This window comes from Ignavibacteriales bacterium (assembly GCA_026390795.1).
Classification (GTDB): Bacteria; Bacteroidota; Ignavibacteria; order Ignavibacteriales; family Melioribacteraceae; genus Fen-1258.
Genome location: JAPLFG010000005.1, coordinates 277,573 through 302,701 on the forward strand (window position 1 = coordinate 277,573; position 25,129 = coordinate 302,701).

16 protein-coding genes are annotated in these 25,129 nt (G+C 35.2%); all 16 read right to left on the bottom strand.

The features are described from left to right. Positions 1 to 25: 25 nt before the first annotated feature. On the bottom strand, positions 26 to 1,045 hold the full coding sequence (locus NTX65_17320; protein MCX6171097.1) for a glycosyltransferase family 9 protein: 1,020 nt from the start codon (positions 1,043 to 1,045) through the stop codon (positions 26 to 28). Then, the gene (locus NTX65_17325; GenBank protein ID MCX6171098.1) at positions 1,045 to 1,920 is read right to left on the bottom strand and encodes a lysophospholipid acyltransferase family protein; all 876 of its coding nucleotides are present in this window, start codon (positions 1,918 to 1,920) and stop codon (positions 1,045 to 1,047) included. The genes NTX65_17320 and NTX65_17325 overlap by 1 nt, the downstream gene beginning before the upstream one ends. A gap of 6 nt (positions 1,921 to 1,926) precedes the next feature. Next, positions 1,927 to 3,306, bottom strand: a complete 1,380-nt coding sequence (locus NTX65_17330; GenBank protein ID MCX6171099.1) for a GWxTD domain-containing protein — start codon at positions 3,304 to 3,306, stop codon at positions 1,927 to 1,929. 193 nt (positions 3,307 to 3,499) lie between these two features. Continuing rightward, positions 3,500 to 4,525, bottom strand: coding sequence for a PorV/PorQ family protein (locus tag NTX65_17335; protein MCX6171100.1), 1,026 nt, complete (start codon positions 4,523 to 4,525; stop codon positions 3,500 to 3,502). 18 nt (positions 4,526 to 4,543) lie between these two features. Next, positions 4,544 to 8,344 (bottom strand): T9SS type A sorting domain-containing protein, encoded by a 3,801-nt coding sequence (locus tag NTX65_17340; GenBank protein ID MCX6171101.1) that lies wholly within the window; start codon positions 8,342 to 8,344, stop codon positions 4,544 to 4,546. A gap of 30 nt (positions 8,345 to 8,374) precedes the next feature. Next, on the bottom strand, positions 8,375 to 11,383 hold the full coding sequence (locus NTX65_17345; protein ID MCX6171102.1) for a TonB-dependent receptor: 3,009 nt from the start codon (positions 11,381 to 11,383) through the stop codon (positions 8,375 to 8,377). A gap of 785 nt (positions 11,384 to 12,168) precedes the next feature. After that, positions 12,169 to 14,277: a tetratricopeptide repeat protein gene (locus NTX65_17350; protein ID MCX6171103.1), complete on the bottom strand. Its 2,109-nt coding sequence runs from the start codon at positions 14,275 to 14,277 to the stop codon at positions 12,169 to 12,171. Between the two features lie 75 nt (positions 14,278 to 14,352). Then, the gene (locus NTX65_17355; protein ID MCX6171104.1) at positions 14,353 to 16,212 is read right to left on the bottom strand and encodes a carbamoyltransferase; all 1,860 of its coding nucleotides are present in this window, start codon (positions 16,210 to 16,212) and stop codon (positions 14,353 to 14,355) included. A gap of 12 nt (positions 16,213 to 16,224) precedes the next feature. Then, positions 16,225 to 16,374: a DUF5989 family protein gene (locus NTX65_17360; GenBank protein MCX6171105.1), complete on the bottom strand. Its 150-nt coding sequence runs from the start codon at positions 16,372 to 16,374 to the stop codon at positions 16,225 to 16,227. 21 nt (positions 16,375 to 16,395) lie between these two features. Then, on the bottom strand, positions 16,396 to 16,785 hold the full coding sequence (locus NTX65_17365) for an SxtJ family membrane protein (protein ID MCX6171106.1): 390 nt from the start codon (positions 16,783 to 16,785) through the stop codon (positions 16,396 to 16,398). 112 nt (positions 16,786 to 16,897) lie between these two features. Then, the gene (locus NTX65_17370) at positions 16,898 to 17,914 is read right to left on the bottom strand and encodes a class I SAM-dependent methyltransferase (protein MCX6171107.1); all 1,017 of its coding nucleotides are present in this window, start codon (positions 17,912 to 17,914) and stop codon (positions 16,898 to 16,900) included. Positions 17,915 to 18,184: 270 nt separating this feature from the next. Beyond that, positions 18,185 to 19,186, bottom strand: a complete 1,002-nt coding sequence (locus NTX65_17375; protein MCX6171108.1) for a hypothetical protein — start codon at positions 19,184 to 19,186, stop codon at positions 18,185 to 18,187. Between the two features lie 17 nt (positions 19,187 to 19,203). After that, entirely contained in the window at positions 19,204 to 19,524 is a 321-nt protein-coding gene (gene trxA, locus NTX65_17380; GenBank protein ID MCX6171109.1) for a thioredoxin, read from the bottom strand. Positions 19,525 to 19,563: 39 nt separating this feature from the next. Next, positions 19,564 to 20,706 (bottom strand): acyl-CoA dehydrogenase family protein, encoded by a 1,143-nt coding sequence (locus NTX65_17385; protein ID MCX6171110.1) that lies wholly within the window; start codon positions 20,704 to 20,706, stop codon positions 19,564 to 19,566. A gap of 11 nt (positions 20,707 to 20,717) precedes the next feature. Next, complete coding sequence (locus tag NTX65_17390) at positions 20,718 to 21,542, bottom strand: SDR family oxidoreductase (protein MCX6171111.1); 825 nt, start codon at positions 21,540 to 21,542, stop codon at positions 20,718 to 20,720. Between the two features lie 102 nt (positions 21,543 to 21,644). Continuing rightward, a complete protein-coding gene (gene dnaE / locus NTX65_17395; protein MCX6171112.1) occupies positions 21,645 to 25,103 on the bottom strand; it encodes a DNA polymerase III subunit alpha in 3,459 nt (1,152 codons plus the stop codon). Positions 25,104 to 25,129 lie beyond the last annotated feature (26 nt).

Consider the following 25,129-nt stretch of genomic DNA (forward strand, 5'->3'; position numbering starts at 1 on the left):
TATATGAATTTACAGGTACTTATTCTTAATGAAGGATAAATTCTTTTATAGAAGCGATTAAAACATCGGGCAAAAGTTTTTTCCCGCAGTCGAATGTTTTTATTGGGCATTCCATATGTCCATGAATTCCACATGGTTTGCAGTCTAGGCCATCGAGTGAAAGTGATTTACTTTTTCGATTATAAGGATAAAAACCAAATTCTGGTACGGTAGAACAATAAATTGTTATGGTTGGGATGTCCGCTATCATGCCAAGATGGGTCGGCGCACTATCGTTAGATATAAGGAGAGCGCATTTTTTAAGCAATGCAATTGATTCTATTACAGTTAATTTTCCCGCTAATGAATGAACACCAGCCTTATAATTATTAGCCAAATTATTACAAAGTCGTTTATCGGCACTTCCGCCAACAAGATATACATCATAATTTTGATTGACTAAATAATTAATAGCATCTAAAAAATATTCTTGCGGGTAGATTTTAGTTGACCAGACTGATCCTGGAGCGACTGCCGCGAATCTCTTTTTTCCTAGATTTTCAATTATCTCACCAATTTTAATTTCTGCAGCACTCCCGGTATTAATAAATGGCAGCACCTTCCATTTTTCACCGGATGTATCATAACCAATTAAATCAAGGTTGCGCGCTACTTCATGTTTAGAAGAGAAATACTTTATTCTTCTCTTGTAAAAAAAGCTGCAGCTTGCAATATCAAATCCGGAGCTGTTTTTTACACCTGAAAACATGACAAGAATTGAGGATCTAAACGATCGATGCGGGGAATAGATTTGTGTAAATTTTTGTTCATTAATTTGTTTAATCAATTTAATATAACTCAAAAACGATTTTTGTTCTCCTCTCTTGTCATAAACAATCGTTTCGTCAACAGATGGTGAATGCTCAAACAATTCTTTGGTGGAAAGAATGCAAAGTACTTTTAGAATCGAGGCTGGGAATTTTTCTTTTAATTTTTGAATCATTGGCAAAGTTAAAACCGCGTCGCCAAGAAATGCTGTCTGAATGATAAGAATTTTTTCTTGCACTAATATTTCCAAATTTTATGCATCCAAAAATATTGGTCCGGATTTTTTCTGATATGTTTTTCTAAGAATGAAATGTATTGCTGGGTTAGTACTCTAACTTTTTCTCCGTTTTCTTCCGGAAGATTATCACATTTCAACTCTTCCAGATGCATTTTGTATGAATAATCCTTTTGACGTTCAAATGCAGTCATAATAACCGGGCAATTTGTTTTTATTGCAATGCTTGCTGCGCCGGTGTAGAGAGCTGTAGATCGTCCGAAGAAACTGAATCTAGGTCCTTCATAATGACCTCTCTGATCGCCCGCAATTCCAATGATCCCGCCGCTTTTAATAGTTTCATATATTTTTCTAATAGAAATACCTGAAAGAATAATTTTATTGCCAAATTTTGCTCTTGCGCGCATTACATAATCAGAAACGCCAGGATTGCTCTGCGGTTGAGCCAAAAGACTTACTTCTCTGTCGAATTTTAATGAAAGAGACGACATACAATATTCCCAACCTCCGAAATGGCCAGTAAGAATGATTGCTGCTTTATTTGTTCCAATAATTTTTTGAATAGCTTCAAGATTTTCAATTACAATTGATGATTGAACCTCTTCTTCTTTCATCGAAGGAAGATACATCAGCTCGAAAAAAGTGATAAGAATATTTTGATAAGTATGGCGCGCAAGTTTTCTAATTTCGGAATTGGATTTTTGCGGTAGTGCTGTTTTCAAATTACTTATTACAATCTTTTTCCTTAAAGGAATCAGATAATATAGGACATAAGCAAGATATCTTGTACTTCGCCTAGTTCTGTTTAATCCAATTAACTTAAATAGATTAGCAAAAGAATTGAAAATGAAAAATTCAATTTTATGTTTTGTTCGCATCAGTAATTATTGAGTGCTTATTCTTCTCATCCAATTCTCATCATGTAATTCATCACGTTTTGTGGAATGGAGCAATTCATAATTTCCAAAACCGGTTAAATCTCCAAAGACAAAGGATGTACCACCTTCTATTTGATTGTAAAACCAAATTTCATAAGGTTTTAAATTTGGTTCATTAGGGAAATAATCTTTTTGATCGGGTTCGCCGTATAGAAGAACTACTCTGCCTCTATCTGTTAAATAACCTTCTTTGTTCATTCTTGTAAAATTATTATTTGCATAAGCAACTCTCTTCTCATATTCTTCCTTAAATTCATTTTTGGGTGTTTCGGGATTTTCATCTCTATTTTTCCAAAAATTAAAAAGGAATTCTCTTTTGGCGTCCAAAGAACCGAGATTCTTGTATTGGTCTATTTCTCTCTGAGTTGCAAGGTACTTTGCCTGATTAAAATTGTTGTTACATTCATCAATATTATACATACCAAATTCGCTGTTTATCACTCCAGTATTTAAATATGTTGTACTGGTCGAATCAACGACATTAGGATTATATAAATAGAAACGCTTAGTTGATAGAAATGCTTGTTTGGAAATTGGATCAATTAAACTTACCTCAAAATAATATGAATCTGTTGGAAACTTCGACAAATTAACTACCCCATATTCTACAACTGCTTCTTTTTGCTGCTGAATTGTTTTTGTACTTTTATAAAGTGGTTTGCCTGAGCTATTATAAAGTGTTTTTTGAAAAGAGAAATCGGCTTTTTCATCATGTAATTTTAGATTGTACAATTCCATATAGAAAAACATTGCCGGGAAAAGATTGGAATAAATCATAGTTGGATTCGGAATTACTTCGAGAGAATTTTTATAATAAAGAGATTTTTGATCGGCATCATCTTTTTTAATTTGCCGTGCGAGTTCAATATCACTCAGTGAAAATTTATCCTTTTTAATAGGTTGGACAACAACGTTTTCAGTAATAGTTTTTTGCATGGCAGGGTTTTTTAAATCATGAATCGTCAGCACAAGAGAATATTTTCCTTCGGGTACAACAAATCCCAAGACATCATTTATGCTTTCTCTCGCTTTTTTATTGGTGTCAACAATAGCTTGAATTTTCCAATCCTTGTTAATCGAGAATTCATTGGTTGCATTATTTTTTAATTCAAGATGAACAACCGCTTCAATGAGTCCTCCTTTGTCAGTTGGGGTGATTTGCATTCCTTTCGAATTAAGTTCGTAATAAAATTCAATGTACACAGAAGAAGAATCGTAGTTAAAACGTGCATAATCAAATTCAAAATTCAGGTCGGTTTGGTTTTGAGCCGATACAAATGATGTTAATAAAAGAATAAAAGAAAGAAATATTGTAAACTTCTTCATAAAATTTAATCCTCTTGAATTATCTTGTAATTATTTTGGAATCTATTTACACATTAGCGGTTTTATTATCAACCCATATTAATTATCACCGAATCAAAAATACAAACATGCTTATCGGCAGGCAAGAAGAACATTTTTAAAATAAAAAACCCCGGCAATTGCCGGGGTTTGAAGATTTCAAAGAATAAATATCTTAGAAACCAAATTGAAGAGAGATTACATGGTTATTATCGAAGAATTTAGTTTGTCTAAATGCATAATCTAACTTCATCGCAGTTCCACCTACATCATACTTAACACCAATACCGGCTGTAATACCATATATGTTATAATCGGTATTATCAGCAAAACTCGGTGTAAATGCATAACCGCCACGAATAAAGAACATATTGTTCAGATTATATTCTAAGCCGACTCTATATTCATCTGCGTAGTAGTTACTGTTTTGATAATCACCTTCAAGTTGAAATGAATTAGATGAATTAATATTGTAATTGTAGCTAAGACCTATTTCGAGTGTTGATGGTAAATCAAATGCTGCTGCAGTCATTTTATAAGTAGCTTCTCCTCTTTCAAGACCAGCAGGAGTTGCGTTCAAATATAAACCAGATCCATCGTATCTCATTTGAGGACCAAAGTTCTTTAATGCAATAGCAAGATTGAATCCATTAATATTCGCTAGGTTTCGGTATGTAACACCAAAATTAAACCCCAAAGCATTTGAGCTAACAAGATCTAATGTTTCCGAGATATAATTCATTGTTACACCTACTGAGATTCTATCACTTAACAATCTCGAGTATGTTACACCTAAGGTCATAAAAGTAGGCTTGAATGACTGCCCGTTTCCATCTGGATTATCAACTGTAGTAATATTTATGGTACCAACTGATAACGATTTTAGAGTAAAAGCAAGTGAACCAAAACCTTCCAGAGTCGTTGATACTCCAAAATATGTAACTCCGATATCTGCAATATGTGACATATAAGAAAACATAACATCAGTCCCACCACCCATAGCAAGGTTGGCAGGATTCCAATAGAGTGCTTCTAAACCGGAAGAACCGGATACTGTAGAACCACCCATTGCAATTCCCCTAGCACCAACAGGTATCAAGAGCTGTGAGGCAGCGCCTGTACCATTTCTAACACCGCCATCTGCAAATACGGTGCTGGCAGCAAGAATCAGCAAAAATAATTTTAAATATATTTTTTTCATTTTTTTTTCTCCCATCTTTTAGAAGTGGTCAAGAATCTGTTGTTCTTGAATTACAGCTAGTTTTACGATTTTCGTTTTACCTAAATCAGGCATATCGATGTGAACTATATATAATCCACTAGCAACAGGGAACGAACTATCATTTACAAGATCCCAGGTAGTAAACTGGCTGGGAGAATCTTTCTCAATTATACGCACAAGCTGTCCAGCTAAATTAAATACTCGTAATGTAGCTCTTTGCGGTAAGTGACTGAAAGTTACAAAACGTTGATATTTATTTACTTCTCGTGGGTTTGTACCATAATATGGATTCGGGAATACGTTTATATTTTCAACATCAGATTTTGCAACGTTCTGATCAACAGTAACCTTTGCTGGAGCTGTAAATGTAAAAGTATCTTTACCGAACTGTAATGGATTGGCATATACGAACTTAATCTTATCGCCAGCTCCATAATGAGTAGAATAAAATACCCATACCCATGTAGCTAACGCATTATTAGCATCTGTTGTCTTATTAGTAATAATTTGAGTAGCACTATAATTTGAATTAACAACAATTGCATAAACCCTAGCTTCAGTATTCCACGACCTGAACGGGTCTGCAGTAGCGGCTTGTTCACGATCTCTAAACATCAGATTTACCTGGCGTGGATGAGCCGGATCAGATACATTCCATACTTCAAAAGGAATTCTTACTAAGTAAGGTCCATTTGCTTGTCCGGCTGGAAAATCCGGGCGTGCACTAAATGCCGTTCCTGAAGAAAGAGCAAAAACAGTAGCCATCTGACCGCCACTCTTTGTAGTAATCAGTTTTTTCCCATTTGGTAAGGTGGTTGTTTCAGTTACACCGGTGAATCTAACTTCATAATCTTGTTGAAGTTGATCCATATCATTAGTACCAAATGCAAAATTATCAATTGCCTTACTTGTAATCGTTCCACCAAAAAAAGTATAGTTGACTATTCGTATTCCATCACCTGCACCACCACTTGTGGAATTAAATGGTGTACTATGTGTTGTAGTTAGTGTCGCAGATTTCCACACAATTGGGGCAACATAACTTCCGGTCGGTACGGTTACCTGTAAACCATCAACAATTGGCTGGGAAGTAGTTCCAACATTACCAGCACCTAGAGCTCCAAGCGAACCTCCAGGTCCACTTGCAGGATCTGTAGTATAATAAAGATCCGTGGTACCAATTACTGTTTGATTTGATAATTTAGTTACACCTGTAGTCAAATCTTTTAGATTCCAAACATTTTGAGTTACAAATTTATTGCCTAATGCACTTATGGTTACAGTTCCTGTTGCATTTATTTGAGTACCGGTATTTCCGTATGCGTCGTCAAAAATAGTATAGTTGACAGTAAAAGGTAGCGAATAATTGCTAACATTTACTTTAAATGTCTCACCGCCTGCAAAAGGACCATTTTCAGTCATTTCTCCATTAACATTTCCAAAATCAATTACATTTCCATTTATAACTGGTGTAATTGATCCGTTACCAGCATCAAAATTAGGTGCGCTGTTGATTTTTATACCAGCAGGGAAAGTTAATCTAATACCATCCGCATATGAAAAAACTGCTGATTGGATATCAGTAACAAAATTAACGTCAATACTTCCGTTTATGGAGTAAACTCCTGCTGCTGCTAAAGAAGACGGAGATACATCTTTCCCTTTACCAATTTTATCTGGGAAATTAGTTGATTTCCAAGTTCCATCCGAGGCTAAATAAAAATATGCTTGTTTAAAAGATACTTCGTAATTATCGCCTGTAACTTTTAAGGGATCAACTACTCTAACACTGACACTAGCATCAGCCGATCCTTTAGCATGTAGTACAGACAAAGATGCATCCGGTTCTCCTGTAATAACAACACCAGGATCAGGCATGTGTGGAACAGCAAGTATTCTTGAAGAAAGACTTTCAAGTACGTTAGGAACCGTTTCTGGATCAATGTTAACGGCATATGAGGATACTACAAAATAGTATTCAGTTCCGTTAGCAAGCGGTATACCGCCTCTTATCAAGTCTGTTTTTATAGCAACACTTCTTTGAAGACCGCTATTAGTACCATATTTATTGATTGTTTTTGTCTCTTGGTTTGTTGCCGCATCAAATGAAGTACTTAATACTAAACCTGGATCTGTTCCAAGGTCGTATGTAGCAACAATTTTAGCTTCGTTTAATTGAGCATTTAGACGTGGCAATTGATATACAACATATCCTTCAAATTTATAACCGAGTTGGTTAAAGCTTTCAATCTGAGCCACTGAAGAAGCGTCATCGCCCCAATTGATAACTATTTCTTTGTCAAATTCTGATGCCTTACCAATTTTAGTAACAAGATCAACAGGAACTAGTGGTGGTTTAGGAGGTTGTGGAACGACAAATAAGTTATCATAAGCTTTTTGAACTTGTCTATCTTGGAATTTTAAAAGTGCGACAGCACCAAGTCTTCCAATAGGTGCAACACCGCCGGCAGCAAGCTGACCTACTACTACTTCTTGAGTATCGCCTGCGGCTAATGTAAATGGACCTGAAACCAAGCCCATACGTCTATCTTGTTTTGGGAAGAGAATTCCATCTACCCAGCCCTTTCCTGTAACTGGGTCACCTGGACAGAAGAATGGTGTTGTTAGTCCGGTAAGCGGATCTCTAAATTTAGTTCCCAAAGCACCAACTTTACCTTGCATCAGGTTTTTAACTGCCAATGCGCCGGTTTGGTAAACACCAATTGCCGGATCGGTATAGTTAGGAACACTTTGAGTAAAAAGATAGAATGCGGTCATAGGCATGTTTTTGTAACCGAATCTATATTTCCCTTTGAAGATTGCTCTATCGGTTGGCTGTCCAGGAATCATTGGACCCTGCAAAAAGTCAAATCCAGCTGAAGGGATATAAGAACCATAAGAAGGATCGCTATCATCACCATTATAGATGAAACCAATGCTCAATGTAGTATCACATCCGGCAAAGTCATCTCCAGCGTCACCGCCAAGATCGGGATCGGACCACATATTAACATAACAACTATCAATCCGATTTCCGCCTTTATTGACTAAAGTATACTTTCTGAAAAGGGCGTCACCAAGAGCATTCTGTTGATTATATCCCCATACAGTCAACTGCATTTCTATACCAAGCCCAACTGAACCATACATTTTTTGTGCTTGTGTGGGATCTTGATCGTTGCATACATACCAAATGGTCTGATCTGCACCAGGTACTCCAGGGATATCTATGTTTGGATCGTATTTACCGTTTCCGTTTTTATCTTCAAACGGGGCGCCGTATTGTGCTGGCCATTCATTCCAGTCTTTATCATATTGCGCATAAATTTGGGCTTTAGTAGAAGGACTCTCATCTAGAATTTCTTTACTATAATCGGCATTTGGATCTTTATAGTCTCTACGAACTCTATAGATTCTTGCAGCATCATTGTCCTTAGGTGGACCCCAGCCCCAACTACCCGGCACCATGCCGCTTGGTGAATATGTAGAACCGCATACTCGCCATTCGTTATTTACGTAACCGCCGTATAAGAAACCTGATTCGTAAAAGACTGTTTTACCGCTGCCTATCGGAAATTGAAATCCAGAGGCACCCTTATTGGAAACATCTGAGTCTCCATTATTATAGAAAAATGTAGAAATGTTATTTATATTAAATTTAGTCGCTGCTGGAGAGCCAGTCGTCTTATTAAGCACTTTACCTTTTTTTCCATCGACTCCTTCGGCCCTAACATTTACGTTAGCACTTAAAAGAATTAATGTGAGAACTAGATAAAAGCCAAATTTTATTAATTTCATTTTGCTTTCTCCTTTATTTAAAATATTCCATTAATAGTCTAATCTGATGCCTAATCGAACCTGACGCATAGTGTTCCACAATCCATTACGAGCAATATTTAAGTTATAAATATCTACATATGTCTGACCGTCAGTGGCAAGACGCTGCTGTAAGGTTGTTGGATTACTTAAGTATCCGTCATCAGTATTAGTACCGGTTAATAAGTATACTTCAGTAGCATTCTTTGTATTCAATAAATTCAATACGGTAACATAAATTGTAGCTCTTAATTTATCGAATAGCGAGAAAGACTTATCAACTTTTAGATCAATATTGAAATAATCAGGCATTTGAGAAGATCCTAATGGCTCAATTGGAGTCCTGAATCTTGCATCTCCACTATTATTTTGTGAAATACCAACCGATGCAGGATTTCCAATTGCTCTTGTAAATGGACGACCGGATTGATATGTCAAAAGTAAATTAATTCCAAAGTTATGAAGAACTGCTATACCATCATTATCTCCAAAACGGTAATCCAGATTAAGGTTAGATGTAAATGGTCTATCAAATTCAAGAGGAGAAATGTTCTTTGGTGTATAAGGTTGGCCTGCAATTACAGGTGCACCAACAATACCGCGGTTTGAACTTGGATATGAACCGGTTCCTTTTGCATCTTGGAATGACATACTGCCATTAAGTTGCAATCTTTGGAATCTTCTCATATTAATCGCAATTTCAACTCCCTTTGTTGTTGCAAAATCAACATTCGACCTTAAGTAATAAGTACCATAACCAGAAGCTAATAGAGGATCAACCTCAGTCATTTGGACTAAGTCTTTAATATCTTTATAATATGCTGTAATATCAAAAGACATAAAATCAGCAATCTGCTGAGAGAATCCTAACTCATAATTAGTTGTTCTAGTTGGTCTAAGTCCAGGTCCTTTTTGTGTTGTAAAGAAGAAACCGGTGGTTAATTCATACGAATACCTATCAAAACCAATATATGATTCATTCAAGTCAGGCTGTTGAACGAATTTTCCATATTGTGCATGGAATACAGTTTTATCCGTAACCGGAAAAGAAATACCAATACGTGGACTTACTGCACTGAATGATGGAACTTTTTCCCAGCCAGCTGGAAGCAAATTTTGAGTTGCTTTTTCAATTGCAAGATCTGGTCTGGTTGGATCTACCATTTGTAAGTTATCAATGTCGATATAATCATATCTTAAACCGATATTTAAGATAATATCTTCATACTCAATTTTGTCCTGTAAGTAAGCCGATGCGAATACCGGTCTATGTGCTTCATGAAAAATATCATCGGTGCCGTCATATTTATTACCGGCATAATCGTAGCCATAAATATTTGCTCCGCCAGCTTTAAGAATATCGGCTTTAATTTGAGCATCGCTTAATTTATCTGGATTGTTAACAGGTAAACTATTGTTATAGAGACGTGTAGAAAGAGTAGAATATCCTACTGACCAGGTAGGGAAATAATTTCTGTATGTCCAGTTTTGGTAATCACCGCCTAATTTTATATTGTGGTATTTATTTGGCAGCCAGTTTAAAGCGCCTGCAAACGATAGTGAATTAGTTTCATTTTTCTGATAAGTTGCATTAACAGCTCCAGTGCGGGCAAAATTCCAATCATAGATTGAGTATGCACGTGGTGCATAAAACTGACCGTAAGCATTTCGAGCAATATCTTGAGGTGTTCTTGTCCATTTGTATCCAACATTTGCGTTTGCAACGCTATCGCCGTATGACCAGAAATTATCCAATAGGCTAGGATCTTGTTCAGAATAGTCCGAGAAAACGAGACCCGCATTTAATTCATAGAACAAATTAGGACTAAGAACATGAGTCATTTTTACGTTGAAAGTTCCGTTATGATTTTGATATTGACCTGGACGGTCATTATAAATATTGTAAGGACCGGTAGCATTATTATTGTTTTCATCAATGTAATAAGAACCGGATAATCTGAACATGAGCGGCTTAAAATCTAAATTTAGAGTACCCGTAAATGTATAATATTTTCTCGCCGCTTTCGGCTGAGCGCCGTTATTAAAAACAAAATTAACAGTATCTCTCTGATTTGCCGGTATGTTTGGATTCCAAACATTGCCAAGATTAATAGCTGGTTGATCTACACCAACAGTGCTTCTGTTAAACTGATAATACACGTTTGCAAAGAATTTAATTCTCTGATCAAAAAGAGGACCACTAAGAGAAGCGCTGGTTTCGTCCTGACCATACCAGTAGGTTCCAAATGCGGTTTTCTGTCCGTCAAAAGCATTTTTAGCGCTCTTGAATGTTACGTTATCAGTAATGTACTCAACACTTGCTTTTAATTGTGAACCGCCGCTTTTGAATGTAGAACGAACGATACCACCGTTAGCACCGCCAAATTCAGCAGTGTAACCACCGGATTGAACTTGTATTTCCTCAATGGCATCTTGTGAAATACTTACTGCTCTACCGCCACCGCGCGGGTTTCTTACCGAAACACCTTCAACATAATAACCTGTTTCATCAGCACGACTTCCGCGAACGTGAATTTCATTGTTATTTATTGAAACACCAGGTGTTAATGATAAAAAGCTATTGAAACCACGTACTGGAAGAGCAGATATATCTTCGTTTGTGGTAATTCTAACAGCGTTTGTATTATCCTTTTGGATAATCGGTTTTGTTGCTGTAATCGTTACCGTTGAAACTTGAATATCCTGACTCGGCAATTCAAAATTCTGGAACGATGTAATGTCAGCATTTACTCTCACATTAGATATAGTAATTGTTTGGTATCCCACGTATGAAGCTCTAAGTGTATAAACACCTGGGTCCAAATTTTGAATTAGGAATTCGCCGCTTGCATCCGTATTGTTGCCCGCTGATGTACCAACTATAACAACGTTGGCTCCAATTAGGCCTTCGCCCGTTTGCAAATCGACTACTTTTCCCTTGATTCTACCCTTTGTTCCTGCATTAATAAGTAGAGGACAAAGAACTAGAAATAGCAAAAAGTAAAAAATCTTTCGATGCATATTTTTACTCCTTATTTGTTGAATAACTAAGAAAGGGTTTTAGAAAAGAAAAAACTTGTAACAAAAACGTCAAACACTACCTCCTCTTTTGTTTAGAAGTGAATTATTATTTTTACCACATATTTATTAATTAAAAATTAATCCTGTTTTTATGCCCTTCATTTTAGGGAACAAATGAGTTGCCTTGTAAGTCTAAAGTACACACATTAAAAAAATCTTTTTTTTCGTTTGAAGCGAATCCAAGATAGTTCAATGCTATTTCTAAATCAAGCGTAAAGTTGAATATTTGAATTGTTTTAGATACCTACGCCAATCTTGAAATGAATTTAATATCCAGTTTTTTATTTGTCAAGTTCCTTTTTGGGTATCTTATCTTATTAATTGATCAAATTGAACTTTGAAATTTTGATTTCTTTAAGTTTCCTTCCAATGTGTGAAAATCTTTTTTATTAAGAAACTTATTTTACGTGCCAAAAGCCGCTAACACACTTATCCAATTTTCAATTGTTACTACAAGTAATTAAATAAAAAAATTATTTTCTTACCAACCAGTATTCATGAAATTCGAAGAAAGCCAGTCTATTCCGAATAAACAAATAAGCAAATTTTAGCTTTCTTACTCCAGAATATCAATTATCAAAAAAATATTTAATAGCAATTTGCATTACTATTTCCAATTTGAGATAATATTAAAATATTATAGAGTTCATGATTTATATAAAAAAAAATGATAAGAATCTTACTATACGTAGAGTAAGAAATATTTTCTTATAAGATAAAAGTAATTAATGAGTATTCAAATTTTGCCTAATTTTCTGCAAGAGTAATCTCGAACGTATCTCGCTTGGATCTATGCTCAGAACACGAAGTAACTCATTTTCGGCCAGTTGTAATTGTTCATTCTGAACATATGCGGTTGCTAGTTGATAACTAATTTCTACATCTTCTATTTTTGATGACTCAAAACTTTGAGCTGTTTTATAAAACTTTATTGCCTCATTTATATTCCCTTTATTAATTGCGATATCTCCCAACAGACGATAAGCATAAATGTTTGGATAAATGTTTAGGGAATTAAGAATTACCTTTTCTGATTCAATGAACCTTTTTTGATTATAATAAAATTGAGCTAAGTTTAGTTGCGGATCAATATCAAAATGATTTAGATCAACAATGGCTGTATATTCATGCTCAAGATTATCCAAGTCGTTTTTATGCAAATAATATGCTGCTGCCACTTTATGTGCATTCACCCAGCCCCATGTACCATCCACAACGTGTTCGGCAATTTGTCCTAAAGTGTCATTAGCAGCTATCGCCGATATTTGTTGATATTGTTTTCTAAATGGTTGTCCTGACTTCAAAATTTCAGTTCGTCTTGCAGCAACTTTTTCATCAAGTTTAGTAACAGGCCGTTCTATCCACAAACTGTCGTCAGAAACTGAATTATGCTTTGTCCACTCTTCGAAAGGCACAATAATATTTCTTTTACTCATTACAGAAGCATATCCTTTTGCCATGAGAAAATATCCGTAAGAGTTAGGATGAACATGCTCAAGTATTATATTATTACCTATAAGCGAATCGGGCGACTGTGACCTAAAGATTTGTTCCATATCAACAACACCAGTAGTTGTGTTATCTTCGTGTTGTTCAATCAAATTGTTAAAATCACTACTAGTACGGAAACGTAACTGGTCATAATCACGCGCTTTTAAATATTCAGTATATGCCTCATTCGAATTGCCGAGCATTTCCAGACAATCAGCAATTTTGAAATGTGCTAAAGCATATTGATAATCAATTTTTAGAACTGCTCGAAATTCCTCAATGGCTTCTTTCCAATTTTTCTTATCCCAGGCCAACATACCAACTGACATATGTTGCGATAGTATTCTTTTATTTTCTACCGATAATTCTTTAGATACTATAGAGACAAAAGGAGGCATATCGCGCAGATTAGAGACTTGGGTTGAAAGAATTAAAGGAATATGGTTATTACTACAAATAGAACATAAATCATCCAAGTTTTGTTTAAATGTATTTTCAGCTTCTTTATATAATTCACTTCCGTAAGGAATGTATTTATCTTTAGCCAGAAGTTCTAATGTAAGGTTTCGAGTCGATTTTTCAGAACTATTACTAATCAATGATTTTAATCCATTCACTGTTTCACGAATTAAAAGAAAAACTTTACTGTGAATCATTTGTAAATAGAGTAGAGTAACCCAACGCGAACTACTGATCGTAAGATTTGAAGCTACTCCAAGTCCGCCATAAAATTCGTTATGACCATCATAAACAATTATCAAATCAGGTTCGTATTTAGGAAGTTCCTTCGCGATATCAAGAACAGTATAACTGTTTATGGCAGTCATACCAAGATTGATAACTTCAATATTTCGTTCGGGAAAAAGCCGACTTAAGCGTTGATGAAGAAAAGAAGCAAAAGAAGCATTACGCCAATATGGAAAACCAGCCGCGGTAGATCCCCCTAGACAAAAAATTCTAAAAGTACCTTGAGGTTTAGGGACTCTGAAGTAATCCGTTGTCATTTCTTCAGCAAATGAAGATTGTGGAAAGTATCGGGCTTTCACTAACGGATTCATTACATAATACGTAGTTCCGTAAATTTCCTTCTCAACAAATAAAGATAAATCGGGACCAAAGTGAAACAATCGCAATCCTAATTCAAGAACTCCAATAATGATAATGGGCAAGAAAATTGATATTACAAAGAAGATTCGTTTCTTCTTGGGGGAAAGTATTAATTCTTGTTTCTTATTATTTGAAGTCTTTTCATTTTCCGAATTATTTATCTCAATATCATTTTCCGCTTGATCAAATTTTTGATTTTTTTTTGAAGATTTATGAGCTTTGTTTTTTTTCGACATTTTAAATACCCAGAAATATATTTTCATTAATTGAAAAATAATGATTGCAAAAGATCATGCTAACAAACAATCTAGTTAATCCAATTTAAATTTATCTTTCCAATCAGAATCATTATTAAGTTTCTTCTGTTCTCTTTTATCGAACAGATAATCTCCTAATACTAAACAATCCATATCAGTTCGCATAAAACAGAGATACGCATCAGCCGGTGTGCAGACGATTGGTTCTCCTCTAACATTGAAACTTGTATTTACAATTATTCCAAATCCGGTTTGATTTTTAAATTCATTAATAAGTTCCCAATAACGAGGATTGGAATTTTTATTGACACTTTGTACTCTTGCTGAATAATCTATATGGGTTACTGCCGGGATATCTGAACGAGGATAATATAATCTTTCAAAAAGTTTTTGATTATTGATACTTTCTGTGAACGGTTTCCGATGATTTTCTTTTACAGGTACAACTAATAGCATATATGGAGAGGGCCGGTCCAAATCAAAATATTCTTGAATATCTTCTTCCAAAACCGTTGGTGCAAATGGTCTAAACCCTTCTCGATATTTAATTTTTAGATTCATCCTTTTTTGCATTTCGGGAAGACGTGCATCGCCCAATATGCTACGATTACCCAAAGCCCGAGGTCCGAATTCCATTCTCCCTTGGACCCAACCAACTACTTTTCCTTCTGCTAGAAGATTTGCAACATCTTTAGTAAGTAATTTGTAATCTTCATAATATTTAAAATGAGCATTATGTTTTTTAATTATGCTAATAATATCTTTTGAATTTAATTCGGGGCCCAAAAACGTCCCCTTCATAGCATCCAATTTGCTGTTGATAGAGCGTGAATTTCCTTCACTTATAAACCATGCTGCATAGGCGGCGCCAATTGCACCACCAGCATCACCAGCTGCAGGTTGTATCCATATATCATCAAACATTTTTGTTTGCAAAAGTTTGCCATTGGCTACACTATTAAGAGCAACACCGCCAGCCAATACTAAATATTTACTATTTGTTAATTCCTTAACTGTCTTTGCCATTTTGAGAACTATCTCTTCAGTTACTTCCTGAATAGCTAAAGCTAAATTCATATACGCCTGGGTAATTTCAGATTCCGGTTTGCGAGGAGGTATTCCAAAAAGTTCTATCCATTTTTTGTCATTCGACATTGTTAAGCCGGTGGCAAAATTAAAATAATCCATATTCAAAAGAATAGAACCATCTTCACGAACATCTACAAGTTTGTTTAATATTTTGCTTTTAAACGCAACGGTTTGCTCTGAGTTTGCATCTCCGTATGGTGCAAGTCCCATTAGTTTATATTCACCGCTATTAACCTTAAAACCGGAATAATATGTAAAAGCCGAGTAGAGTAATCCTACCGAATGAGGAAAATGCAACTCCTTGAAAATTGTTATATTATTTCCGTTTCCATAACCTAGTGTAGAAGTTGCCCATTCACCAACTCCATCAATTGTAAGTATAGCTGCTTCTTGAAAGGGTGATGGAAAAAATGCACTTGCCGCGTGTGATAAATGATGCTCAGGAAATAATAACGAAACTTTTTCATCACCAATTTTTGCAAGTTCCTCACGAAGCATTTTCTTCATAAAAAGTTTTTCTTTTATCCAGACAGGTACTGAAGAAAGAAAACTCTTTAAACCTCTTGGTGCGAATGCATGATATGTTTCCAATAATCTTTCAAATTTTATATAGGGCTTATCGTAAAATGCTACTGCTGATAAATCACTAAGTTGAATTCCCGCTTCCGAAAGAACATAATTTACAGCATTAGTGGGAAATGACGAATCATGTTTCTTGCGGGAAAATCTTTCTTCTTGTGCGGCAGCAATGATTTCACCATCTATTAAAATTGCGGCAGCGCTATCGTGATAATATGCTGAAATGCCTAAGATAGCATTCGTCATAGTTTTCCTTTTTTAGAAAATTGTATAAATCAGAGGTGCAATTGCTGATCCGCTGGTTAAAACTACTAGCACTCCAAATAGGAGTAAAATTAAAATAAGCGGCAACAACCAAAATTTTTTTCGAACTTTTAAATATCCCCATAGATCTTTTAGAAATTCCATTTTTACTCCTATTAATATTTTCTAATAAGGTTTTTCTAGATCCGCTGCCTTATATGTATAATTTCTCTCAACAAAAGTAGAACCATCGCTTTTTTTAAAATTTTTAAGTTGAAGTGAATCTTTACCCATAGTTTTTCTTAAAATTGCTATAGGCCAAACAATTATGTAGAAAATAACAGTTAGAATAATTTTTGAAGTTATGTTTCCAAGAACTTTTGAAAAACCTAACCATATAAAAGCCACTGGAGTAAATATTACGGGAACGATCATATCAATTAACAACAAAACGATAGATAATAAATAAAACGTGGTATTCTTATTGAAATAACCTAATAATAACAATAATAATACGACTACCATTCCAGTATCTTTTGACTGGTCCTTTGAAATAGATTTAGCGAAACTCTTCATATTAAATGTCCAATAGGATTTTTTATTTTTCTTTTACAAATATAATAACTAATACGATTCAATATTTTTAATTAGTTTTCAACTGAATCTTTCTTTAAAGCATTTATCCAGTCTAGGATTTCCTTGCAATAATAATAAAAAGTCCTCCCTCTTTGTGGCCTTTAAATATCATTTCAATATTTACAAATAATCTTTCGAACCAGTTGCCTAATCTTTCTTGCTTAAACAACTTTTCAGATTCATTAATATTTGTAAACGGTACTGTTTTTGGAATACTATGAATAAAAGTGAATCCAGTTTTATCTAGCCAATTTAAAACTTCCTTGATTGTATGTCTAGATTCGTGAGGATTTTTATACTGATCCATGAACCAAGATTTTCTTACTGTTTGATTAATATCTTTGTTTACTGTTCGAGGATCCATGAATTGAAATTTATCTTTTGTAATTCTGAAAATTATTCTGCGAAAATTTGTAATTAGTCTTCCGTATTTATGATAGAGACCAATCAATATATAGCCATTAGGTTTAACGAGTGTCGAAATTGATTTAAATGCTAGGAATGGATTGCTTGTATGATGAAGAACTCCGTTTGCAATAACAAGATCAAAAGTATTCGGTTTGAAGCAAGGACGGAATAGATTCATTTGATAGAAATGAGCATCATCTAAATTATTACTATTTTTAAATTTGTGTGCAAGATTAAGTGAATTCATACAAATATCAGTTCCGATAATAGTTCTGTTTGCAATAGATAAGAAATTCGTCATTTGTCCGGTACCACAGCCGCATTCCAAAATGTTAGCATTGTACAAAATTTGATCATCTAATAATTTGGCAAATAATCCTTTGCGAGCTTTGTCAATTAAACTCTCTACACTGTCAAATTCATCATAGTTCGGAAATGGATTTTCTTCATAAAACGATTTTATTTCTTCTGTAACATCTCCTATCGTTCTATCCCACTCATTAGGCCAGTACAACATTGGAATACTATCAACTACTGGAAAAGACTGACCGCACTTGAGGCAATTAAAATTATTACCAGAATATTGCAATTCACCGCTACACCTTGGGCAGCAAAAAAAATCGATATTATCGGTAATGAAGTTCTTCTCCGTATCATTCATTAATTAACCTCTAAAATTGTAGCACGTAATTTATTCGAAAGGAAAATTCTATAAGAATTTAGATCATCTTAAAACTAATATTATCTTTATTGAGAAATCAGAAATATTCAAATTGTCATTCCCAAGTAAACTTATCTACCGGCAGGGGAGAATTTATTAAAATTACATTGAATATCCATTTTCGTGGGAATTATTGATGCTTAAGAATAATTTTTAAGATGCCTCAACCATAATATTTTTCCATCATAATTATTATGGAGTAAAACAAGTTCAGTTAAGTTTAACACCTTCTTCATTAAAAATTGAAATTCCTCCAAAGTAAGTTGAAAACCATTTATTGTTTTTGGAATCAACAAAGATATTAAAAATTCGGTTATCCTTTAGAGGTGAATTAGCAGTAGTCCAATGTTCCCATTTTGTACCATTATAATTGACAACTCCCTCCCCAAAACTGCCAGCCCAAATAACTTTTTTATTATCTTCAACTGCTGAATAAAAACCTTCAATTGGGATTTTAGAATTTGATTTTTTATATGACTGGAAATTTTTACCATCAAAAATTACAATTCCACCACTGTATTTATAACTTATCAATTTTTTACCATCTTTCGTTTTCGAAATCCAATATGCGATATAATCTAATGAATCCACTTTCATATCAGATTCTGATTTCCATTTACCATTAATTATAAACACAAGATCGGCTTGAGTTGCTAGAATTTTATTGTCAGATTTATCTATATCTATATATGTAACCTTGTTATCATTCAAAATTGAATTCGTCTTGTTATAAATCTTCCACTGTTTCCCGTCAAATACACCTAATCCTTCTGAAAAAGTACCTACCCAAATATTTAATTTTTTATCCAGCGCAACAGAGTAGATCCAATTCTCCGGTATTTGAGAATTTTTTATATCATAAACTTTCCACTTAGATTTTCCATCAAAGACAGCGAGACCTCCTCCCATTGTTCCAATGTATATATTTCCTTTTTTATCAAATGTAATACTATATGCACAATTATTAGGCAATCCAGAATTTTGTGTGTTGAAGACAGTCCAATTCTTTCCATTAAATTTTACAAGACCGGCATCCCAAGTGCAGATCCAGTAATTACCTTTAGAATCTTGTGTAACGGAGCGAATTGTATTTGTTGGTAAGCCGCTATTGGTTTTATCGAAATGTTTCCACAAATCCAGCTGTGAAAATAAAACGCTATTCCATAAGAATAGCGCTGTAAAAACATATGTCATTTGAATAAACAATTTCATCAATGACTAACTAAAAACTAAACTATTTTTGCAAGCTTTTCTACAAACATTGATTTTGGCACCGCACCTATTACAGTGTCAACCACTTGTCCGCCCTTCAAAAATAATACTGTCGGTATACTCCTAACACCATATTTAATTGCAACACCTTGATTCTCATCAACATCAAGTTTTCCGACTTTAACTTTACCTTCGTATTCTTCAGCTAGTTGTTCAATAATCGGGGCAATCATTCTGCAAGGACCACACCACGCAGCCCAGAAATCTACAACAACAGGCAGTTCCGATTTCAATGCTTCACCATCAAAATTATCATCAGTAAAAGTAATTGGTTTCATTTTATTAACTACTCCTCAAATAAATTATAAAAAATATTTTTAAACAACACCGTTCTTTTTTAAAACTTCTCGTGCAATAATTCCTTTTTGTATTTCGCTTGTCCCCTCGAAAATTCTATTTATACGTGAATCGCGGTAAAATCTTTCTATTGGAAGTTCACGAGAATAACCCATTCCTCCATGGATTTGGACCGCATAATCTGCAATTTTATCCAAAGATTCCGAACAAAAAACTTTGACGATTGCGGATGTACGTCCAACATCTTTTTTAAGATCGTAATCCATCGCGGTACGATAGACTAAAGATTCCATAGCATATAATAATGTTGCCATTTCAGCAATCATAAATTGAATTGCTTGAAAATTAGAAATTGACTGATCGAACTGTTTACGTTGTTTAGCATACTGAACAGATAATTCCAGAAGTTCTTTTGATGCGCCAAGACATGCAGCACCTAAACCTAATCTTCCTGCATTTAAAGTTTTCATAGCAAGAATAAAACCTCTTCCATCTGTACCGATTAAATTTTCCTTTGGAATACGAACATTATCAAATGTAATAGCATTGGTTGAACTTCCTTTTATTCCCATCTTCTTTTCTGCTGGTCCAGCATGATAACCTGGAGTACTTGTTTCAACAATAAACGCACTCACCCCTTTTTCAGTTCTCGCAAAAACGGAAACTATATCTGCAATACCGCCGTTTGTGATCCACAATTTCTCGCCGTTGATTACCCATTCATCGCCTTCAAGACGAGCTCGGGTTTTTACATTAAAAGAATCCGAACCGGCTTGTGCTTCTGTTAAACAGAATGCACCGATTTTTTCACCTTTAGCAAGAGGTACAAGATATTTTTGTTTCTGTGCTTCTGTTCCCCCAAGATAAATTACATTGGATCCGATCGATTGATGAGCACCGATAAATGTAGCCGTTGACATACATCCTCTGGCAATCTCTTCCTGCATTAAACAGTAACCAACTTCTCCAAAACCTCCACCGCCATATTCTTCGGGAAACGCAACACCTAAAAATCCAAGCTCTCCAAGTTGTTTGATTAACTCCATAGGAATTTTTTCATCAGAATCTATTTTTGCCGCAATAGGTTTAATTTCTTTGTTTACAAAATCGCGAGTCATATCGCGAAGCATTATTTGTTCTTCGGTAAATCCGAATTCTGTCATCTCTCTTTCCGTTATTTAATTATTTGACTAGTTTTTTCGCCGATGAAATTTACAATGTATTCAGCGCCGTCAACTCCAAGAACATTACCAGAAATCCAATCGGCTCTTTCATCGCAGAGCAGAACAATTGCCCTTGCAACATCTTCCGGTGTTGTTAATCTGTTATGTGGATTTTTCATTTTAGCAGCGTACATCATTTTATCGAACATTGGAATTTTGTTTCCCGCAGGAGTATCTGTAACACCAGCCATAATTGAATTGCAAGTAATTTTCATGAAGCCAAGTTCAACAGAGAGTTGACGAATGTGAGCTTCTAATGCGGCTTTAGCTGCCGATACAGCACCGTAGTTTGGAATCACTGTATGAGAACCGGCACTTGTAAGAGCAAAAATTCTACCGCCGTGCGCAAACAATCCTCTGTTAATTAATCCTTGTGCCCAATAAACCAATGAGTGAGCCATGACTTCTAAAGTCATACTCATTTGAGCCGGAGAAATACAATCATTTGGATTCCTAGATATGAATGGTTTTAAAGTACCAAAAGCGAGCGAGTGAATTAAAACATGAACTTGCGGATGTTCTTTAATTGCAAACCGTTCCGTCATTTCATCAAGAGTATCGTTGATCTTTATTTGATCTGCAGCATTAATATTGAAGAAGATTGCTCTCTGCCCGGTTCGTTCAATTTTTTTTATTATTTGCTGTACTTGAGGCATTGTTGCCTGGCGGTCGAGATGTATACCGAAAATACTGTAGCCGTGTTTTGCAAGTTCAACTGCTGACGCTCCGCCGAATCCGCTTGAAGCTCCTAATATCAGCGCCCACTTCTGTTCCATTTATTTTTCCTTCTTTGTTTATTGCGGCCCAAACTTAAGAAATACGAAAATGAAATCAAATCTAACTTAGAGTAAACAAGTGATCGTTGTCCATTAGAAATCTTATGATGGAAAGTAGACAACTGATTCTTCACCAAGAAGTTTTTTTACTTTGAGAATGAATTCAGAATTGAAAGCAATTTTATAGTTGATATGAAATTCACGGTTGATTCCTTCTTCTCTCAGACAAACTAAAACGGGCATTGAACCATCATATTCTTCCATCAATTTTTTTATCTCGGATATTTTTGAATTGTCATGTAAAGATGTGTCAACAATTAATCCGATTCGTTTGGTAAGTTTTTGTTTTACATCATCCAATGAAAGCGCTTCATCAACATGAAGTTTAACCGCATCGCCGCTGCTTTCAAGTCTTCCTGCTACTAATATTGTTGACTCAGGTATTATTAAATCTTCACAAGTTTTATAAACTTTCGAAAACATAAGACATTCACATGAACCGCTGAAATCATCCAGTTTAAAAAACACCATCTGATTTCCGCGTTTATCAATTTTTGTTCTGACTTCAGTTACAACTCCGCATGCGCGCACGGATTCAGAAAAATTATATGTTTCCGTTTCACCTAGATGAACCGTGGCAAATGAACGGTATTCAATTTCATATTTTCTTAACGGATGATCGGTTAAATAAAATCCAAGCACTTCTCTTTCTTTAGCAAGTCTGTGTTTGGCTTCCCATGGAGAGATATCCGGCAATTTGGGTTCATGTATGTGCATCGCATCGGAATCCCCGCCGAATAGACTATCCGTATGTGAATTTTTTACAGACTGTGCTTTACCGCCGAAACTTAGTGCATCTTCAACAGCTAGAAAATTTTGTGCACGGGATCCGCCGCAGAGATCGAACGCACCGGAAAGAACTAATCCTTCCAACGCACGCTTATTTACAACACGCGTATCAACATTCGAACAGAAATCATAAATGCTTTTAAAACTTCTTCCTATTCTTTGATGTGCTAATTTTATTTCTTCAACAGCATTCACACCGACATTCTTAATTGCACTCATTCCAAAAATTATTTTTTTATTCTTGACTGTGAATTTTACTGTTGGGTTATTTATATCGGGTGGCATCACTTTAACATTAAGCTTACGGCAATCTTCTAAGAGATTGGTTACTTTATCTGTGTTGCCATATTCGTTGGAAAGATTTGCTGCAAGAAATTCTTCCAGGTAATTTGCTTTCAAATAAGCGGTTTGATAGGCTACTATCGAATACGCAACCGCATGACTTTTATTAAATCCGTAATTGGCAAATTTATCAATCGCTTCAAAAATTTCTTCTGCAGCTTTTTTGCTGATTTGATTTTTAATTGCACCTTCAAGAAATTTTTCTTTTTGTTCTGCCATTGATTTTAAATCTTTTTTGCCCATCGCACGTCGTAGCAAATCCGCTTCGGCAAGACTCATATTTCCGACTTTATTTGCAATCTGAATAACCTGTTCTTGATAAACAATTATTCCGTTTGTCTCTTTCAATATCGGTTCAAGAATAGGATCCAAATAAATTATTTGTTTTCTTCCATGTTTACGCGAAATAAAGTCATCTATAAATTCCATCGGACCGGGACGGTACAAAGCATTCATCGCAGCCAAATCATTAATTGTACTCGGTTTAAGTTTTTTCAGATACTCACGCATCGGACTACTTTCAAACTGAAATACCGCAGTTGTCTGACCTTTGCTAAACATCTCATATGTTTTGGGATCATCGGTGGGGATGTTATCAATATCAATTTCAAGATTGCGGGTTTGTTTAACTAGTTCGAGTGTATCTCTTATAATAGAAAGCGTCCGCAGTCCAAGAAAATCCATTTTCAATAAACCGGCTTCTTCCAGATCTTTCATATTGAATTGCGTAACAATCGAATTATCATCTCCATAAATTGCGAGAGGAACGAAATCGCTCACTTCACCCGGAGTGATTACAACGCCGGCTGCATGTTTAGAAGCGTTGCGATTCATTCCTTCAAGAATTCGCGCATACTTTATTAATTCTTGAATTTGCGGATCGTCAGATTTATTAACCCACGCAAGTTCGGGCACTTCTTTCAACGCCTGGTCAAGATCATAAACACGTCCAAACTTTGATGGAATCCACTTTGTTATTTTTTCAACTGTGGGAATAGAAATTTTCAGAACACGCGCAACATCTTTTAAAACTGCGCGCGAAGACAATCTATTAAATGTAATAATTTGTGCAACTGATTTTTCACCGTACTTTTCTTTAACGTAAGTAATTACTTCTCCACGCTGATCATCCGCAAAGTCCACATCTATATCGGGCATTGTTTTACGTGCCGGATTTAGAAATCTTTCGAAAAGTAAATCGTATTTCAGAGGATCTACATTTGTAATTCCAAGAATATATGCAATGATGCTTCCTGCTGCACTTCCGCGACCGGGACCTACGGGAATACCGCGTTTCTTTGCTGCATTAATAAAATCCTGGACAACAAGAAAATATCCGGCATACCCCATTTCATTGATAACTTTCAATTCGAATTTGAAACGCTCTTCAATTTCGGGAGTTATGATTTTAAACTTTTGTTCAAGCCGTTCTTCCGAAAGCTTTGCCAAATATTCTTCTAAATTATTTGCCTTAGAGTCAGATGGAATTGGAAACTGCGGAAACTGATGTCCGCTAAAATCAATTTGAAGATTAATTTTTTGTTCAATCTCAAGTGTATTTTCAATTGCGCCGTTAAAATTTTTGAAAAGTTTTTTCATCTCATCGGCAGATTTGAAATAAATCTGATCGGTTCCATACCTTAATGCTTTATAATCAACGGCTCCGGTTTTATCACCAAGATGAATTAAAATATTATGAGCAATCGAATGATCTTTTTCGATGTAATGAATGTCATTGGTAGCAACAAGTTTAATTCCCAGATCGCGAGCAAGTTTCGGCATTCCTTCAAGAACCGGTCTTTCAACTTCCATTCCGTGATCTTGAATTTCCAAATAGAAATCATCATCAAATAATTCTTTCAATCTAATTGCCGTTGATCGCGCTTTTGCATAGTCGTCATTTATGAGCGGCGTTGCTATTGGTCCGGCAGGGCAGGCAGAAGTACATATCAATCCTTCGCTATATTTAGTTAGCATTTCAAAATCAATTCTTGGACGGTAATAAAAACCTTCTGTGTAACCTATAGTAGAAAGTTTCATCAAATTTTTATAACCGATTTCGTTTTTGGCAAGAAGAAGAAGATGATTGTATGGTTTCGCTTTTCTTTTTGGATAATCCGGATCATCTCCCTTACGGTCGAAACGTGTCCCATCTATCACAATATACGCTTCCATTCCGATGATCGGTTTGACTCCGGCTTTCTTCGCCTTCTTATAAAACTCTCCTACTCCGAACATCACACCGTGATCGGTAAGTGCTACAGCATGCATTCCGTTTTTCTGTGCCGCATGGATTAAATCTTCAACCGTGCATGCACCGTCTTGCAGACTATAATGAGAGTGATTATGTAAGTGAATAAAATCCGACATTTAAATTCCTAATTACGGATTGCAAA